Origin of the sequence: Bacillus methanolicus PB1 (assembly GCF_000262755.1) — a bacterium.
GTDB lineage: Bacteria > Bacillota > Bacilli > Bacillales > Cytobacillaceae > Bacillus_Z > Bacillus_Z methanolicus.
The window spans coordinates 750867-768877 of record NZ_AFEU01000003.1 but is presented as its reverse complement, the minus strand read 5'-3'; the positions used below and the strand labels follow the sequence as shown (position 1 = coordinate 768877).

Below are 18011 nucleotides of genomic sequence, written 5' to 3'. Positions count from 1 at the left end.
ACTATGCAATTCCAGCTGCTTTCTTTATAAGTGTGGTATAGTTGAATGTAACAAAAATCTTCGTATCCGATGTCATGAAGTGCTTTGGTTTTATCTATATTCGGCAGTTTTTGAAAGGATTGAAGGAAATGGATGTTTTTTTCTTAGGGACAGGTGCCGGCGTTCCTGCCAAGTTAAGAAATGTCACTTCTATTGCTTTAAAGCTGTTAGAAGAGCGGGGCGCCATATGGCTGTTTGATTGCGGGGAGGCAACACAGCATCAAATCTTGCATACGTCAATTAAACCGAGAAGAATTGAAAAAATATTTATAACCCATCTTCACGGCGACCATATTTACGGCTTGCCGGGTCTGCTTTCAAGCAGGTCATTTCAAGGCGGTGAAACAGAGGTTGTTTTATACGGGCCGAAAGGGTTAAAGGAATATGTGTACATAAGTTTATCTGTAAGCCAGACGTTTTTAAAATATCCGCTGAAAATCGTTGAAATAGAAGAAGGTGTTGTTTTTGAAGATGATCAATTTACCGTAGAAACCCGGCTGCTTGATCATGGAATACCATCTTACGGATACCGGATTATCGAAAAAGACAGGCCAGGAACACTATTGGCAGATAAACTGATAAAGGCCGGCATCAAACCGGGGCCTGTTTACAAGAAGATAAAAAATGGCGAATCTGTTGTTCTTGATGATGGAACGGTACTTGAGGCGGCCGATTTTCTCGGTCCCCCCCAAAAAGGGAGAGTCGTTTCCATCCTTGGAGATACAAGAGTATGTGAAAATGCTGTCCAATTAGCGAGAGATGCCGATTTGCTGGTTCACGAAGCTACATTTTCAAAAGGCGAAGAAAGAATGGCATACGAGTATTTTCATTCGACCACTCGCCAGGCTGCAGAAACGGCAGTAAAAGCAAATGTCAAGAAATTATGTTTAACACATATCAGTTCAAGGTATAACCGGGACGATTGGCTTGAATTAGTCAAGGAGGCAAAGGAAATTTTTCACGACACTGAGATTGCCGAAGATTTTAAAGAAATTCATATCCTTTCTAAAAAGGAGAGTTGAAGCGGATATCTAGTGAAAAGGTTAGGGAACATGGCGCCCTAACCTTTTGTTTGGTTTAATGCAGGAATGCCTTGGTAAATCAGACAAATGTTTTTGGATTTGTTAAGCTCTCTTAATGGAGATTTTATCTTAAGAAGTTTTTGATGATAAATTTCATTCTCTGTAACAAGATTAAGGGAGGTTATAAACCATTATTTTGAGATTTGAGCCTTTATTTTAATTTATGAGCCTTTATTTTGAAATATGAGCCCTTATTTTAATTTAAGAGCCTTCATTTTAAGATATGAGCCTTTATCTCGATTTATGAGCCGTCAATCTAATATATGAGCCTGTAATTTCGTTTATGAGCCGAGAATCACATTTATGAGTTTCCATTCCAATTTAGTAAATAAGAAAAGCCGGGTTTGCCCGGTCCTTTTCTTATTCTGATTCAGCGCTTGGATGGATTCATCAATATTTTTAAATTAAATCCAACCCCGCTCATATTGCTTTGGTGCTTCAATTTCAACACCAAGCTCTTTTGCGGCGGTTCTTGGCCAATATGGGTTTCTTAGCAGTTCCCGGGCGAGAAAAATAAAATCAGCACGGTCATTTTGCAGAATTTCCTCGGCTTGAAGGCCGGAAGTGATTAACCCGACAGTTCCTGTCAAAATGTCGGCTTGTTGTTTAATTTTTTCGGCAAACGGAACTTGATAACCCGGATAAACCTTTATGCGCGCGGGAACAAGGCCGCCTGAGCTGACATCAATAAGGTCGACTCCCTGTTTTTTCATCCATTGGCTTATCACAACATAATCGTCTATTGATAAGCCTTCATCATGATAATCGCTTGCAGACACTCTGACGAAAAGAGGGCCGCCCCAAACGGATTTTACTTCATCAATGACTTCACTTAAAAAGCGGTAACGGTTTTCCGGCGAACCTCCATATTCATCCGTACGTTGATTGGATAAAGGCGATAAAAATTCATTGATCAGGTAACCATGGGCTGCATGTATTTCAATTACATCAAATCCCGCTTTTTTTGCACGCTCTGCTCCCTTTTTAAACGCATGAATAGTCTCTTTTATTTCTGCTGTTGTCATTTCTTTTGGCGTTTTCATTTGTTCGTTGAACGGGATGGCAGACGGCGCAACGATTTCTCCTTCTACCGTAGATTTTCGTCCGGCATGTGCGATTTGGATCCCGGTTTTCGCACCATGCTCTTTTATTAAATCTGTTAACTTCTTCAGCCCGTCAATATGGTCATCGCTCCAAATCCCCAAATCCTGAGCAGAAATTCGGCCTTGTGGAGTAACGGCAGTGGCTTCTACCATTATTAGCCCGACTTGCCCGACCGCTCGGCTTACGTAGTGTGTATAATGCCAATTTTGGACTTTGCCGTCCTGATTGTGGCTGGAATACATGCACATAGGCGACATAACGATTCGATTTTTAAATGTTGTGTTTTTGATCGTAAATGGTGAAAACAGCTTTGCTTCCAAACGAATTGCCTCCATTCCTTTTCGTATATTTTAAGTATAGCAGTGCTGTATTGAAATAGGAAAAGAACAGCTCAACCGTTTTTCGCAAGTTGTTTAATCGGTATTTTGTTCTCTTTCAAACTTTTTTATCTCGCATTAACGGGCTGCAAGCTCCCCGCTTCGTGGATTAGAGGATTCAAAAAAGCTAAAGTGGGGGATGAAAGAATCCCCCACTGAAGGAAGTTGCTTTATTTGTCAAGGACTTTACTTATCGTAAATGTGACTACTGCTTTACTGTTACTGCTTCCTTTAACATGCTCCCAAGGCGTTTTGAATGGGCGGTTGCTTCTTTAATGCAGGATATAAAAGCATGCTGAACATTGTGGGCCTCAAGAACTTTAATGCCGGCTTCTGTTGTTCCGCCCGGACTAGTTACTTCCCGGCGCAGCTGCTCCGGCGATTTTGATGATTTCGTCAGCATTTCCGCTGCTCCGAGCAGCGTTTGCACAATTAATTGTTTTGCAACTTCTTTTTCAAGTCCAATTTCAACAGCGCTTTTTTCCATCGCTTCGACAAAATAATAAATATAAGCCGGGCCGCTTCCGGACAGGCCGGTTACTGCATCAAGTTGTTCTTCTTCAACAAAAGTTGTCAGCCCGATTGTTTCAAACATTTGTTTTACGATTTTCTTTTGTTGATCCGTAACCATTTTATTAACAGCTATAGCGGTTGCAGATTTCCCGATTGCTGCAGATGTATTCGGCATCGCTCTTACGATTGCCAGGGATTTGCCGGAAAGTTCTTCAATACTGGAAATCGATATTCCTGCCAAAACGGAGATAATCAGCATATCTTCTGTTAAGTAATCTTTAATACGGGTAATGGCTTCTGCAGCGTCTTTCGGCTTCATCGCTAATATTACTGCATCTGCATTTCTGAACAATTCTTCTGAATTGTAAGAGGTATTCACGCCATAATCCCGGTTCATGCGGTTTAGCTTGTTGTCATCTTTTCGATTTGTCACCCATATTCCGTTCTTCTCTATCAGGTTGCTCTTCAGCATTCCCGAGATCATTGCTTCCGCCATCGAACCTGATCCGACAAAAGTAAGCTTCTTCATTTTGTTCCCTCCTGTATCTTTTATTTCAACATTCTGGATTTTTTGAAAACAAAAAAGACCTTGCATCCGTAAAGGACGAAAGGTCTATCTTCCGTGGTACCACCTTCATTCACCTTTTCAACGGTAACAAGTCTGGTTAATAGAAAAGGTGCAGCTCTGATCCGATAACGCCGGATATGCGTTTAGGTTTGCCTAACAGCTCGTAAGGTAGGTTCAATGGTCAAGAGGGCGGTGAAGCCTTTCAGCCGATGAGCTTCACTCTCTTTCGCCGTTTTCCATCTACTGGCCTTACTCATTGCTTCGTTACATAATAGTTTTAATTGTGATTATGCAAGAAAACATCCTTATCTGTCAAGTAGGACCTTGCACTATTTTTTAAATTATCTTAAAAAAAGTTATGTGAAAATAATGACAATTTACAAAAAGAGCGATAAACTAATTAATGTATTTTAGAATATGCACGACTGGATGCTTTTATACAAATAATGGACTTATACAAATATAACAATTTAAGGAGTTTAAAACAATGACTGAATGGAAGAGCGGAATTGCAAAGATTACCTTGCCGACGCCATTTGCGGTCGGTGACGTTAATGTTTTCTTGATAAAAGGGGATCGGCTGACCCTTGTTGATGTCGGTCCGAAAACTGAATCAGCATGGGAAGCATTGAAAAGCCAGCTCAATGATTTGAAATTAAATCCAGAAGATATTGAACAAGTTATTTTGACGCATCACCACCCGGACCACTCTGGTTTGCTTGACTGCTTTCCGCCGTCATTGGATGTATACGGCCACTATTTAAACGAGAGATGGATAAACAGGAATCAATCCTTTCTTGAGGAGCATGATGACTTTTATCGAAAGCTTTTTGCCGAATTTGGCATTCCCGAAAAGTTCTTTTCTTTTATTGATATAATGAAAAAGTCACTGAAATTTTCATGCAACAGGTCTCTCACCGGAACGCTGACCGAAGGCGGAAATCCGCCCGGCCTGGACAATTGGGAAGTACTTGAAACACCGGGCCATGCACAGAGCCATATTGCGCTATGGCGCAAAAAAGACGGGGTTTTAATTGGCGGAGACTTATTATTGGCATCGATTTCCCCGAATCCTTTGCTTGAGCCCCCGCTGCCAGGCATGACCGAGCGTCCAAAGCCTCAGCTTCAATATAATAATTCGATAAAACGGCTGTTTGATCTTCCGATTGAACGGATGTATACGGGACATGGCACGGATATTACGGACGTTCATCAATTGGTGGAAAAAAGACTGGAGCGCCAGCATGAAAGGGCGATGCAAGTAAAAAAATGGCTTGAAAAAGAAGAGTTGACTGTGTTTCAGATTTGCAAGCGTCTATTCCCGGCCGTTTATGAACGGGAATTACCGCTCACAATTTCAGAGACTATCGCCCAGCTTGACTATTTAGACTCATTAGGTGAGATTGATATTATGAAAGACAATCAAACTTATATTTTTAAAGATAAATGAGGTGACCTGAAGCATTGGAAAGATTAAAAGGCAAAAACATCATCATTACCGGGGCATCAGGAGGAATTGGCGCGGAAATTGCCGCGCTTTGTGCCGAACGGGGAGCAAATCTGGTCTTGCTTGCCCGAAGCATTGATAAACTGGAAATTTTGAAGAAAAAGCTTGAAGATCAGCACTGTGTCCAAGTTTATGTTTATAAGCTAGACGTGTCCGATACTGATCAAATTCAGGAAATATTCCAAAAAATATTCGAAGAAATCGGCCGGGTCGATGTTTTAATTAATAATGCGGGGTTTGGAATTTTCCGTGAAGCACATAAAATGACGATCGATGAAATGAAAGGGATGTTCAATGTCAATGTGATCGGGCTGATGGCTTGCACAAGCATGGTGCTTCCGAAAATGAGGGGGCAGCGTTCCGGCCATATCATCAACATTGCCTCCCAAGCCGGAAAAATTGCTACGCCGAAATCAAGTGTTTATTCAGCAACGAAACATGCTGTTCTTGGGTTTTCAAACAGTTTGCGGATGGAGCTTGCCGATTATCATGTGTATGTGACCTCAGTCAATCCGGGGCCGATTGCGACCAACTTTTTTCAAATTGCCGATGAGAAAGGTACATACGTTCAGAATGTCAAGAGAATTATGCTTCAGCCTGAATATGTAGCCAGAAAAGTCGTTGACAAAATTTTTACCCCTGTCAGGGAAATTAACCTTCCCCGCTGGATGAATGCGGGAAGCATATTTTATACGTTATTTCCGCGGTTATTTGAGAGGCTCGGCAAGAAAGCATTTAATCAAAAATAGGGAAACAAAAAATATTTTTTACGGGTTCCGGCGCGATAACGGCGACTTTTCGGATATATCGACCACTTTCCCGTTTATATCGACCACTTTTCGGATATATCGACCACTTTCCCGTGTATATCGACCACTTTTTCAGATATAACGGCCATTTCCCGTATGCGACCCATATACTGATTATGAGAAACCGCTGCTGGCGATTTCTTCACTTTTATTCGATTTTTTTGCGAATAAAAGTGAAGAAATGCCTCCTCATCTCACTCTGTTAAGTATTCATAAACAACATCATTGACGATTGTATACAAATTACCAAGCGGCTCCTCTTCTATCAAATCCATCACTTTTTGATAAAGCTGTTCGCATTCTTTTTCGCTTAACGGAAGCGACTCGCGGTTATGCCCGTATTGCTTGAAACAATTTTCGATCATTTTTATCACAAATTTTTTCTCCATTGCTTGCACCTCAAGTTCGATTATACCGCTTCCCGGAAAAAGTGCCACACTGGCAAGAAAGCCGATTTCAAGAAATTCGTCGTAAAATTTCCATTGAAATCGAACGCATATTCGATTAATGTATGGGTATAATGATATAGAACTGATGTTCGATTATTTTAGGAGGACGGGATCATGGTTGATTACAGCAAGATGCCGCACAATAAAATTTTATGCATTGATATGAAAAGCTTTTATGCAAGCTGTTCCGCTGTCATGCTTGGTCTTGATCCGCTTGAATGTTACTTGGCTGTTGTCGGGAATGTAGAACGGGAGGGAAGTGTCGTTCTTGCCGCATCTCCCCGGCTGAAAAAGGAATTCGGCGTTAAGACCGGTTCCCGGTTGTTTGAAATTCCCGATGATCCTCGTATCCAACTAGTAGAGCCGAAAATGGCGACGTATTTGCGGATTTCCACTGAAATTACCCGCGTATTTCACCGTTACGTCCCGAAAGAAGCGATTCATACTTACAGTGTCGATGAGAGTTTTATCCAAGTAGACGGCGTTGTTGATCTCTGGGGTGATCCGATGACCATTGCGAAAAAAATCAGGGATGACCTAAAACGGGAGTTTCAGCTGCCGTGCGCGATTGGCATCGGTCCCAACATGCTTATGGCAAAGCTGTGTCTTGATCTTGAAGCGAAAAAACATGGGATTGCCGAATGGACGTATGATGATGTGCCAAAAAAACTGTGGAACGTTTCCCCGCTCCGGGAAATGTGGGGAATCGGCAGGCGCGTCGAGAAAACGCTCAACAGCATGGGAATTTTCACAGTCGGGCAATTGGCCCGCTACGATTTGAAATCACTTGAAAAAAAATTCGGAATCATGGGGAACCAGCTTTATTATCATGCATGGGGAGTCGATCTTTCCGATATCGGGGCGCCGATTATGGAAGGGCAGATCAGTTTTGGAAAAAGCCAGATCCTATTGCGTGACTACAAGGAAGAGCATGAAATTAAAGCTGTCATATTGGAAATGTGTGAAGAGGTGGCGAGAAGAGCCCGAAACCACAAAAAGGCGGGAAGAACGATCAGCTTTGGCCTCGGCTACAGCCAGGATGAATTCGGCGGCGGCTTTTACCGATTCCGGACGGTTAAGCAGCCGACAAACGTAACAATGGATCTTTACCGGGTTTGTCTGGAGCTTTTTCATGAATTTTATGAAGGAAAAACGGTTCGAAAAATTTCTATTTCGCTTGGAAACATCGTTGATGATAATCAAATGCAGCTCAGCCTGTTTGATTTAAACGGCTGGAAAAAGCACGAACTCGGTTATGCTGTCGACCGTATTCGAAGCCGGTTTGGATCAGGGGCATTGCTGCGGGCTGTTTCCTATACGGAAGCCGGAACAGCAAGACACCGGGCGACTCTCGTTGGCGGCCATAAAATGTAAATGAACTGGAGTGAGGTGGAGAAACGATGATACGGGACCGGGGAAGGATAAAATGGACATCGATGATGCTTCCTGAACATGTAAAGCTGCTCAGAGACTGGGCAAAGGAAGATATGTACGAGAACAAAATCGAGCCTGATGAACAGCAGCTTGAAGTGATGAATGAAGTGATGGCAGAAGCAATGGAGTTTGGAAAAAGCGTGGCAATTACGTATTACAGGGGACGGAAGTATCAGCTCGTCATCGGCACTATTCATTATTGGGATGAAACAGCCAAAAAACTCCATGTGGTCGACCGCTTTGAAGAAGTGCACCAGATTGAAATTTCAAGTATTGCTAATGTCCGGTTTGCAGATGAGTAGAAAAGCGAGGTGGAAAAAGAAAAGCGGAGCTCAAAATGCTATAATAAGGTCATACAACAAGGAAGGAGCATTCAAGTGGAAATCACATTAACAGAAGAGGCTGCCAGTAAACTAGATGAGAAAACGGCGGGAAAAACAGGTTATTTAAAGCTAAAATACGATACAAACGGGTGCGGCTGCGCAGTAAACGGTGTAACGGCTCTTTGGTTCGTCAGCGAAACAGACAGTGACGACGAAGAGATTGTCACAAACAGCAGGAGTATTTTTGTAGAGAAGTCGGCAAAAGTTTTGCTGGATGAAAAAATGAAAATTGATTTTTTAGAAAGTGCCAATTGTTTTCAATTAAAAAGTTCGGGCGAGATCATAAACGGAAGAATGAGCTTTATTGATAAAACAATATAATAAAAATAAGATCAGGCGGGGCTGGCTTAAAAGGATCTGACTCCCTCCAAAATTGACAATATATAGAATGTCTTTATTACTGTTTGTCTATATTGTATTGGAGGGATCTGACTCTCAGCCCCGTTTTTTTGTGTGTCGAACAATATCAACAGGCGAGTGAAATGCACCTTATATTAAACCCTTATGCGATATTCTGATGAGTCCGGGGTAAGGTACTCTGTCCAAGACGTAATCCTGACTTTATGAATGTTTGTTACAAAAAATTCGTGAAATCTGTCACAAAGTGTTCAAAGCTTGGTAGCTCATAAGGGAAAACACGCTTTATACTATGAATATAGTGAAAACGATTAAATGGAGAGGTGTGGAGCATATGGAATTTGATAATGTCATGCTAAGCCGCATATTAACTACTTTAACGTTATCCTTCCACATTATTTTCGCAACAATTGGGGTTGGCATCCCTTTAATGGTTTCGATTGCGGAATTTATTGGAATTAAAAAGAACGATTCCCATTATTTACTTCTTGCCAGACGCTGGACACGCGGGTTTGTCATCACGGTAGCGATCGGAGTAGTTACCGGAACATGTATTGGTTTGCAGCTTTCGCTCTTATGGCCGAGCTTTATGAAGATTGCGGGACAAGCGATTAGTTTACCTTTATTTATGGAAACATTCGCCTTCTTCTTTGAAGCCATTTTCTTAGGAATTTATTTATATACGTGGGATCGGTTTAAAAACCCGCTTTATCATTGGATGTTATCAATTCCTATTGTGCTCGGAGCCTCAATGTCTGCATTCTTTATTACGACTGTCAATGCGTTTATGAACACACCGCAAGGCTTCCAAATAGTAAATGGTGTCATTAAGACGTTAGACCCCATCGAAGCCATGTTTAATCCGGCAACACCAACGAAAACCTTTCACGTGTTGGCAACTGCTTACGTGACATCTGCTTTCATACTTGCCACGATTGGAGCATTCCAAATTTTAAGAGGAAAAAATACAGAGTATACGAGAAAAGCTTTGCACTTAACAGTTGCATCAGCCTTTATTTTCGCCATACTGACAGGAATCGCAGGCGACTTGTCCGCGAAGTTCCTGGCAAAGTACCAGCCTGAAAAATTAGCTGCGATTGAATGGCACTTTGAAACGGAAAAAGGAGCCGATCTTGTTTTATTCGGTGTATTAGATGAAGAAAAACAAGAGGTTAAATATGCCATTCATTTGCCGAAGATGTTAAGCTTTTTATCTTTCAGCAATTTTGACGGGGAAGTAATAGGATTAAATGAGTTTCCAAAAGATGAAATTCCTCCACTATATATACACTATTTGTTTGATATTAAAGTAATGTTTGCTATGTTTATGGTCCTTATATCTTTCTTATATGTTGTTTTTTCCAAATGGAAAAAAGAATGGATGCATCATAAGTGGCTGCTGCGTGCGATTGTTCTTTGCGGCCCTTTAGCGATGATTTCCATTGAACTAGGTTGGTTTTTGGCGGAAGTTGGCCGTCAGCCGTGGATTTTAAGAGGATATATGAAAGTATCGGAAGCAGCAACAACCTCCAACGGAGTAGGAGAGATGTTGTGGCTGTTCTTTGGCTTATATGCACTGCTAGCCATAGTTTGTACAATTGTGCTTCGCAAAATGTTTATCAACAACCCGGCTGAAGCAGAGCTTGAATATCGATTCCGCGATTAATCCGGGAAAGGAGGATTCTTAAGATGGAAATTCAACTGGTAGGTATAACTGTTCTTTGGCTGTTTCTTTATGGGTACTTAATTGTTGCTTCCGTTGATTTTGGTGCTGGTTTTTTTGCATATTATGGAAAAATCACAAAACAAGATCATATTATGAATAAGCTTATCAGCCGTTACTTATCACCTGTATGGGAAGTAACGAACGTATTTTTTGTCTTTTTCTTTGTCGGAATTGTCGGATTCTTTCCTGATACAGCATATTATTTTGGAACAGCCTTGCTTGTACCGGGAAGTATTTCACTCGTTTTATTAGCGATTCGCGGTTCTTTTTATGCATTCAATAACTACGGAGCAAAAGATAATAACATTTATATGTTTTTATATGGAGCAACAGGTCTGCTGATTCCTGCCTCGTTATCAACTGCTCTGACGATTTCGGAAGGAGGTTTTATTGAAAAAAGAGGAGACAAATTGGTTTTCTTAGCTAAAGAATTATTTACAAATCCTTATTCTTGGAGTGTCGTCATTTTGGCGATTGTGTCGGTCTTATTTATAAGTGCAAGCTTCCTTACGTATTATGCGGACAGAGCAGATGACCATAAGGCGCTTGAGCTTTTGCGCGGATTTGCCCTTTTTTGGAGCCTGCCGACGATTTTGGCAAGTTTCTTAGTGTTTGTTACGTTAAGACAACATAATTTCACTCACTTTGAAAATATTCTCGATCGTTACTGGTGGATGTTTGTGCTTTCTTTGATTTGTTTCATCATTGCATCTATGTTGATCTGGATGCGCCGAAATTACGGGACGGCCTTTATCTTCGTAATGTTTCAATTTTTCTTCGCGTTCTTTGGCTATGGGGCATCCCACTTGCCGCATCTTTTATACCCTTATGTCACCGTTTACAGCGGCTATACGAATGAGACAATGGGGATTGCGCTTGTTATCGCATTTATTTTAGGTTTATTGCTTTTAATCCCATCGATTATTTTGCTGATGCGTTTATTCTTGTTTGATGCAGACTATGTTAAAGGGAAAAGATGATCCCATTATTTACATTTAGATGAGTATTATTGATAAAAAAATTGAGAAATGAACAGGCAGGCCATCGAAAAATGGGCCTGCTTTTTTTAATTGTATGATGGTTTGAAACGCCGGAGATAGGAAAAGGTAGCAAATTGATATTGCTGACAAAAATGTTCAGCCAGAGTTCGACAGTAAATAAGCACTTTTATATGTCTGTTTCAAAATATATTAACTTAATTTCCGTATCCGAAAATTGTCTTCAAGTAAGATCCAATTTTGCGGGAATGGATAACCGATTACCCAATAGCTAATTCCACGCAAACCGTAATCTTTCACTGCATCAAATTTTGCTTGGGCGCTGCGTGCATCTTCAAACCAAACTTCATGAGTACGTCCTTGTTCATCTACATACCGATAAAATGGGGATTGGGTTGTACGGTCATACTGAATTACAGCGCCGTGTTGCACTGCCCTGCGAACAGCTTCCTGCATATCAAATGTTTCTGCTTCCTGGCCCTGAACGTGGGGAAGAAGCCAGTCGCGAGCATACAACTGGAAGCCCATAAAAATTTTATTTCTTGGAATGACAGTTACGGCATAATCCAAAACACGTTTGATTTGATTAAGAGGAGATATCGACTGTGGAGGTCCTAATCTATATCCCCATTCGTATGTCATTAGAATGACAAAGTCGACAATCCTTCCATGAGCAGCATAGTCGTGTGCTTCATATAAAAGTCCTTTTTGTTCGGAACTTGTTTTAGGCGCAAGTGCAGTGGAAACGAAATAGCCTTCTTGATGCAATCGGTCAACTGCACGCTGCAGAAATTGATTATACAACTCGCGATCGGCTGGATAAATATTCTCAAAATCAACGTTTAAGCCGCGATAGCCTTTATTTCTCATTGTGTTAACAATATTGGTTAATAACCGATTTTGCAACTCTGAACTTGAAAGGATTGTATGAGCCAGTCGTGACCCCGGATCTCTATAGGTAAAATTTGTAATAGACATCATTGGAACAACTCGTTCAGCCAGAGAGGCTTGAATGATCGGCGTGTCATTAATCGCATCTAGACCGCCGTCTGTTCTCATGATGTAAGCAAAAGGGGATGCGTAGGTTAAATGATCACCAACTTCACGAACATTTCTAGCTCCTTCTTCCCCAATGTTGATAGTATATGCATTTACATCGATGACTTGTTTAGGAAAAGGAATCGTTAACGCCATTCCCGGATAAATAAGATCAGGATTTTGAATTTGGTTTGTTCTGATTATTTCCTGAACGGTTGTCCCATACCGTTGAGCAATTTGCCGTAAGCTTTCTCCGGGTTGAACGGTATGCACACGAGCCGGAATGTATAAAACCAATCCCGGATAGATCCTAGAAGGGTCGCTAATTTGGTTTGCTTGAACAATGGCTCCGACTGAAACCCCATATCTTTGCGCAATTTGCCATAACGTTTCCCGGGCTCGAACGGTGTGCTGACGAGCAGCTACAGGAATTACTAGGGACAGGCCTATAAGTAATCGATTAGGATCAGGTAGTTTGTTTGCATCGACAATTTGTGAAATACTCACACCATAACGATTAGCTATCTGCCATAACGTCTCCCCTCTTTGAACAACATGAATAATCATAAGTAATAAGAACCTCCCCGATTAGGTCATATCCCTAATGTATGCTGAACATATACATTATGAAACTGTGAACTAGAAAAATGCCTTGGGAGGAATTTGTCCGTTTAAATAAGAAGTATTATTAAGGCAAACAAAAAGTAAAAAAAGAAGGATAAAAATATCCTCCTTCATTTTTACTATTTGGTTTGATCAATTCTATTTTCCTATTAATTCATTAACTGTTACAAACTCATAACCCTGTGCACGTAATTCGTCAATCATTTGAGGTAATGCCTCAACAGTTCCGTCTAATTTACCCGGGACGCGGAAGTTGTGTTGGAGAACAATGCCCCCCGGAACCACATTTCGGTGTACTCTTGATAAAATTTCTTCAGAAGACGCTCCGCTCCAATCAATTGTATCGATTGTCCACATAATTGTTCGATATCCAAGATTATAAAGCTTCTCTGCCTGTTCGTCTTTTAAAAAGCCGTACGGTGGACGGAATAAATTTGGTTTATATCCTGTAATTTTCTCGATTTCTACGGAAGTTGATTCTACATCATTTATCAATTGCGATTCTGTGAAATTGCCTAGTTTCCCGTGATCCCAACTATGATTTCCAATGACGTGGCCTTCTTTGTAAATTTGTTTAAGCAATTCAGGAAAAGCTTTTGCCTGCTGCCCTACCACGAAAAAGGTGGCTTTGACACCTTTTTGCCGCAAAATCTCCAATATTTGCGGAGTGTAAATGTCTTCAGGACCATCGTCAAAAGTAAGGGCAATCCTTTTTTTGCTTGAATTTCCCATGTAAATCATTCTTGTCTGGGTTTTATCCGGAATATTTACAACTTGTCCGGGAAAAATCCGGGCAGGATCTTTGATTTGCGGGTTTGCAAGTTTCAGTTCGGACATAGAAACACCGAGCTTAACCGAAATTTTATAGAATGTATCACCTGAAATCACTTTATAAGTACTAGAAGCCGGAACTTCTAATTTTTCTCCCGGTTTTATTGCCGTGTACGTCAATTTGTTCAGGTTTACTAATTTTTCTACTGTTGTTCCATATTTTGAAGCAATTTTCCATAATGTATCCCCTGGTTGTACTGTATAAGTTGCAGCCTCCGCTAGATTTCCAAAAAGAAAAACACATACCAAGGAAAGCAATACCAATCTAGTAATTTTTTTAAACATACGTTCACCTCCAATGTTAGGGTCACACTGCCTCTAATTATAGAGGTGATATTAAATAGTTACATTAATTAAATTATGGTAAATTACTTGTTGCTACCTAAATCATGAATTCTCCGGGAAGAGGTCGTTCCTAGAATACAAGAATTCGATGAGAAAAGAATTATATTTTCCAGTATTTTGATAATATTCATTATTTGAAAATTAAAGTATAATTTTTTTCAATTATCCGGATAATACATAACTACAGAAGGGAAGAGCACAGGATATGTCTTCAGCATTTCGATCGTTCTATCGTCATGTTGCACTGTTTTTGTCATTTTATCTTATTTTTAGTTTCATAGTGTCCAATTTTGCAAATGCAGCAGGAAATCATTAACAAAAGGGATATTCGACTAAGGCTGGTTCACGAATTGGGAAAGAAAGACTACGGATGCAGGAAGCGGACCGATTACCTACGTTGATGAAGACAGCACCCGCCATATTTTTAGAGAAAAAATTGGAGGCGGATACGAAGCTGGCGGCGGCGTATACTTGCTTTAGTCAAGAACAGTGATGGCACATATACGATAACGGAAACGGACGGCACGAAAACAACCTTTAACAATAATGGCAAAATCATCTCGATTGTGGACACAAATTTTTCAAGGAGCCCTATGCCCTTGAGGTCGCTTCGGTCCTGCCAATGAATATGCTTTTAAATATGATTATTTCTTTCCTTTTTAATAAGACAAGTATTCCGTTGTCGGATATTTTCGATGAACAAATTCCTGCAAAAATTCATCAATCATCTTTTCATACTCTTCCTTATTCTCATTAAAAGATTGGGCATGAACACCGTTTGCGGCCATGAAAAGCTTTTTCGGCCCTTTTTTTCGTTCATACAGTGTTTCTGTCATCGTTGGCAGTATAAAGTCGTCTTTCTTGCTATGAATAAATAAGACCGGATTTTTTATATTTTCAATAACCGATATTGGCGAAACTTCCCCGATGGAATATTTATCGCGTACCCGCAAAAACAGATCAGCAACAGGCAAAAACAGCTTCGAAGGGAGCTTGAATTCCATTTTTAGCCGGTAGGCGAGCTGTTCCTTAAAATCGGAGAACGGGCAATCAGCAATGTAGAAATTGGCACCGTCTTCAAGCATTCCGGCATACAAAAGCATCGTTGCGGCCCCCATTGATTCCCCGTGAATTCCAAGAAGAATTTCAGGTCCTTTTTCTGATTTCAGCCAATCAACAACAGCTTTTAGATCAAACTTTTCGTAGTGGCCGAAGCTGGTCGTTTTTCCGCCGGATTCTCCATGGCGGCGATGGTCATAGATGAGGACATTAAATCCCCGTTCTAAAAATAGATTCATGTACTTGATCGAATTTATTTTGTTTTCCGTTACTCCATGGCTGATGATCATATATTGATTTGTATAGTATGGTTCTACCAAAACTGCTTTAATGAAGTAGCCGAAAGGGGAAGAGATCAATATTTCCCGTTTTGGCAATTTTTCATATTCAGACAGGTTTAGCCGACCGGCTTTTTTTTCCCGGTCAAGAATGAACGTATCCTCTTTCTTTTTTATGTACATCAGGCGGTTTGTAAAATAAACGCCGATTGATGATAGAAAAATAAGAAAAGAGAAAAGGAAACGGAATGCCTTTTTCAAAGACGATCCCTCCGCAAATGTAGTCTTCTTTATTTTACCATTTTTCAGGCGGATAAAACATAATAATTCTAAAACGAAAAAGAGACTGACTCATAGGCAAAGGGTCAGACCCCTCCAATACAACATATAGACAAACTGATAAAACCATTCTATATATTGTGATTGTTGGAGGGAGCCAGACCCTTATGAGTCAGCCTCTTATTGCGCGCATTTTTTATTGTTTAGCATTCTGCCGTTTTGTCGGGTGGATTGCTTTTTCAAGTTCTTCTGCAGCGATTGTTTGTTTTACTGTATCAGCGACAGGCTTTCCCTTTTGGCTGTAACCTTTTTCTCTTTTATCGGTCATCGTCATTCTCCCTTCAAGTTCGTCTTCACTTTATAAGATGAGTTAACTCATGAATGCTTATTCATCAAAAATTTATTTATTCAGGTTGAGTGTTAAGCCAGTAATAGGTGCTTTCAATCGGGCGGGAAAGATGAGGCCGGATAATTTCAATCGCGTGCAGAATTTTTTCTAGATCAATGCCGGTCCGGATACCCATCCGCTCAAGCATGTAAACAACATCCTCTGTTGCTGCATTTCCCGCCGCACCGGGTGCAAAGGGACATCCACCCAGACCTCCGGCAGATGTATCAAAACGGGAAATCCCTGCCTGCATCGCAGCGAAAATATTCGTTAAGGCCATATTCCGCGTATCATGAAAGTGGGCTGTCAGAAAAGTGTCTGGAAACGCTTTCGTTAATTTTGAAAATAAAGAATAAGACTCATGGGGAGCCGCCATGCCGATCGTATCTGCTACGCTCAGCTCGTCAGCACCTGCAGCAACAAACTCTTCGCAAAGCTTGATTGTGTCCTCTTCAGAAATTTTTCCTTCATAAGGGCAGTAAAAGGCTGTTGAAATACAAGCACGGACAAAATATCCTTTCTCTTTCAGCTCTTTAATCATCGGGTTTACTTCATTCATACTTTCCTTCGTAGTTTTATTAATATTTTTTTGATTAAAGCTGTTGGAGACCCCGACGAACAAAGCGACTGCCTTGCAGCCGGTCATATATACACGGTCAATCCCCTTCCGGTTTGGTGCAAGCACAATGTTTCTTGTTTCATCATCAAGACACTCTTCCACAATTTCGCCCGCATCACTCATTTGCGGAACCCATTTCGGAGAGACGAAAGAAGTAAGTTCCATTTCTTTCAAGCCGGCAAGCCTTAAAGCGTTAATAAACTCCTTTTTTGCGTCAGTAGGTATAAAATTTTTTTCATTTTGAAGCCCGTCTCTCGGTCCAACTTCAATAATTGTTACATGTTCGGGCAAATGCAGCGTCATGTTTCACCCTCCTGTTCTCATAAATTATTTTAGAGGGAATAAATTTAAAAAAGCAAGAATAATAAAAATTTTCGCAAAATTAATGTGAAATGAAAGTGCTGGAGTAGACCAGAAGATTATGTGAATCGGTCCTGTTTTAGAGACAATTATAGAAATATAGTAAACTTTATTAAAATTAGGAAGCGTTTTCAATAGGAGTGAATGCGAATGAAGAAAATATGCACATCCTTCCATGAGGCAGTAGCTGACATTCATGACGGCGCCACACTTATGGTCGGCGGTTTCGGTCTTTGCGGAATACCGGAAAACCTTATCCTGGCCCTGGTTGAAAAAGGTGTGAAAAACTTAACGGTCATTTCAAATAACTGCGGCGTAGACGATTGGGGACTTGGACTTCTTTTGAAAAACAAACAAATCAAGAAAATGGTCGGTTCTTATGTGGGGGAAAATAAAGAATTTGAGCGGCAAGTATTGAACGGTGAGGTCGAAGTTGAATTAATTCCTCAGGGAACACTTGCGGAAAAAATCCGGGCAGGCGGAGCGGGAATTCCGGCGTTTTTCACCCCGGCTGGTGTCGGCACTCCGATTGCGGAAGGAAAAGAAACAAGAGTGTTTAACGGAAAAGAATATCTTCTTGAAGAAGCGCTTACTGCAGATTTTAGTCTTGTCCGCGCCTGGAAAGGAGACAAAATGGGAAATTTGATTTATCACAAAACGGCAAGAAACTTTAATCCAATGATCGCGGCAGCAGGAAAAGTGACAATCGCAGAAGTTGAAACACTTTATGAAACAGGGGAACTTGATCCGAATTTCATTCATACGCCAAGCATTTACGTTCAGGTATTGATTGAAGGAGAACAGGAGAAGCGGATTGAACGGCTTACAGTAAAAAAATAGTTTT

Annotated in this window: 17 protein-coding genes; 9 read left to right on the top strand and 8 right to left on the bottom strand. The window is 40.8% G+C overall.

What is annotated here, in order from left to right; translation table 11 throughout:
- Nucleotides 1-128 precede the first annotated feature (128 nt).
- The gene (gene rnz / locus PB1_RS13520; protein ID WP_034645662.1) at nucleotides 129-1061 is read left to right on the top strand and encodes a ribonuclease Z; all 933 of its coding nucleotides are present in this window, start codon (nucleotides 129-131) and stop codon (nucleotides 1059-1061) included.
- Between the two features lie 464 nt (nucleotides 1062-1525).
- Here rnz and namA read toward each other — a convergent pair whose 3' ends face one another.
- Together namA and proC are read right to left on the bottom strand one after the other, a co-directional pair.
- The gene (gene namA / locus PB1_RS13515) at nucleotides 1526-2545 is read right to left on the bottom strand and encodes an NADPH dehydrogenase NamA (protein ID WP_004437620.1); all 1020 of its coding nucleotides are present in this window, start codon (nucleotides 2543-2545) and stop codon (nucleotides 1526-1528) included.
- Between the two features lie 262 nt (nucleotides 2546-2807).
- Nucleotides 2808-3644: a pyrroline-5-carboxylate reductase gene (proC, locus tag PB1_RS13510; protein WP_004437618.1), complete on the bottom strand. Its 837-nt coding sequence runs from the start codon at nucleotides 3642-3644 to the stop codon at nucleotides 2808-2810.
- Nucleotides 3645-4170: 526 nt separating this feature from the next.
- On the opposite strand from proC, the gene PB1_RS13505 reads away from it, so the two are divergent.
- Together PB1_RS13505 and PB1_RS13500 are read left to right on the top strand one after the other, a co-directional pair.
- Nucleotides 4171-5133: an MBL fold metallo-hydrolase gene (locus tag PB1_RS13505; RefSeq protein ID WP_004437615.1), complete on the top strand. Its 963-nt coding sequence runs from the start codon at nucleotides 4171-4173 to the stop codon at nucleotides 5131-5133.
- Between the two features lie 14 nt (nucleotides 5134-5147).
- A complete protein-coding gene (locus tag PB1_RS13500) occupies nucleotides 5148-5939 on the top strand; it encodes an SDR family NAD(P)-dependent oxidoreductase (protein ID WP_004437612.1) in 792 nt (263 codons plus the stop codon).
- A gap of 254 nt (nucleotides 5940-6193) precedes the next feature.
- Here PB1_RS13500 and PB1_RS13495 read toward each other — a convergent pair whose 3' ends face one another.
- Nucleotides 6194-6388, bottom strand: a complete 195-nt coding sequence (locus PB1_RS13495) for a YqzH family protein (RefSeq protein WP_034645367.1) — start codon at nucleotides 6386-6388, stop codon at nucleotides 6194-6196.
- A gap of 174 nt (nucleotides 6389-6562) precedes the next feature.
- On the opposite strand from PB1_RS13495, the gene PB1_RS13490 reads away from it, so the two are divergent.
- The 5 genes from PB1_RS13490 to PB1_RS13470 all read left to right on the top strand — a co-directional run bounded on the left by PB1_RS13490 (nucleotide 6563) and on the right by PB1_RS13470 (nucleotide 11328).
- On the top strand, nucleotides 6563-7822 hold the full coding sequence (locus PB1_RS13490) for a Y-family DNA polymerase (RefSeq protein ID WP_004437607.1): 1260 nt from the start codon (nucleotides 6563-6565) through the stop codon (nucleotides 7820-7822).
- Nucleotides 7823-7848: 26 nt separating this feature from the next.
- On the top strand, nucleotides 7849-8184 hold the full coding sequence (locus tag PB1_RS13485) for a YolD-like family protein (protein WP_004437604.1): 336 nt from the start codon (nucleotides 7849-7851) through the stop codon (nucleotides 8182-8184).
- Nucleotides 8185-8259: 75 nt separating this feature from the next.
- Entirely contained in the window at nucleotides 8260-8586 is a 327-nt protein-coding gene (locus PB1_RS13480; RefSeq protein ID WP_004437601.1) for an iron-sulfur cluster biosynthesis family protein, read from the top strand.
- Nucleotides 8587-8956: 370 nt separating this feature from the next.
- A complete protein-coding gene (locus tag PB1_RS13475; protein WP_004437599.1) occupies nucleotides 8957-10288 on the top strand; it encodes a cytochrome ubiquinol oxidase subunit I in 1332 nt (443 codons plus the stop codon).
- Between the two features lie 23 nt (nucleotides 10289-10311).
- Nucleotides 10312-11328: a cytochrome d ubiquinol oxidase subunit II gene (locus tag PB1_RS13470; RefSeq protein WP_004437597.1), complete on the top strand. Its 1017-nt coding sequence runs from the start codon at nucleotides 10312-10314 to the stop codon at nucleotides 11326-11328.
- Between the two features lie 210 nt (nucleotides 11329-11538).
- Here PB1_RS13470 and PB1_RS13465 read toward each other — a convergent pair whose 3' ends face one another.
- From PB1_RS13465 to PB1_RS13450, 5 genes are all read right to left on the bottom strand, one after another.
- Nucleotides 11539-12951: a glycoside hydrolase family 18 protein gene (locus tag PB1_RS13465; RefSeq protein ID WP_004437595.1), complete on the bottom strand. Its 1413-nt coding sequence runs from the start codon at nucleotides 12949-12951 to the stop codon at nucleotides 11539-11541.
- 195 nt (nucleotides 12952-13146) lie between these two features.
- Nucleotides 13147-14124, bottom strand: coding sequence for a polysaccharide deacetylase family protein (locus tag PB1_RS16620; RefSeq protein WP_004437593.1), 978 nt, complete (start codon nucleotides 14122-14124; stop codon nucleotides 13147-13149).
- Nucleotides 14125-14843: 719 nt separating this feature from the next.
- Complete coding sequence (locus PB1_RS13455; protein ID WP_004437588.1) at nucleotides 14844-15782, bottom strand: alpha/beta hydrolase; 939 nt, start codon at nucleotides 15780-15782, stop codon at nucleotides 14844-14846.
- Nucleotides 15783-15996: 214 nt separating this feature from the next.
- Nucleotides 15997-16128, bottom strand: coding sequence for a hypothetical protein (locus PB1_RS18345; protein WP_004437586.1), 132 nt, complete (start codon nucleotides 16126-16128; stop codon nucleotides 15997-15999).
- 76 nt (nucleotides 16129-16204) lie between these two features.
- Nucleotides 16205-17110 (bottom strand): hydroxymethylglutaryl-CoA lyase, encoded by a 906-nt coding sequence (locus PB1_RS13450; RefSeq protein ID WP_004437584.1) that lies wholly within the window; start codon nucleotides 17108-17110, stop codon nucleotides 16205-16207.
- A gap of 207 nt (nucleotides 17111-17317) precedes the next feature.
- Here PB1_RS13450 and PB1_RS13445 point away from each other — a divergent pair, with 207 nt between their 5' ends.
- On the top strand, nucleotides 17318-18007 hold the full coding sequence (locus tag PB1_RS13445) for a CoA transferase subunit A (RefSeq protein ID WP_004437582.1): 690 nt from the start codon (nucleotides 17318-17320) through the stop codon (nucleotides 18005-18007).
- Nucleotides 18008-18011 lie beyond the last annotated feature (4 nt).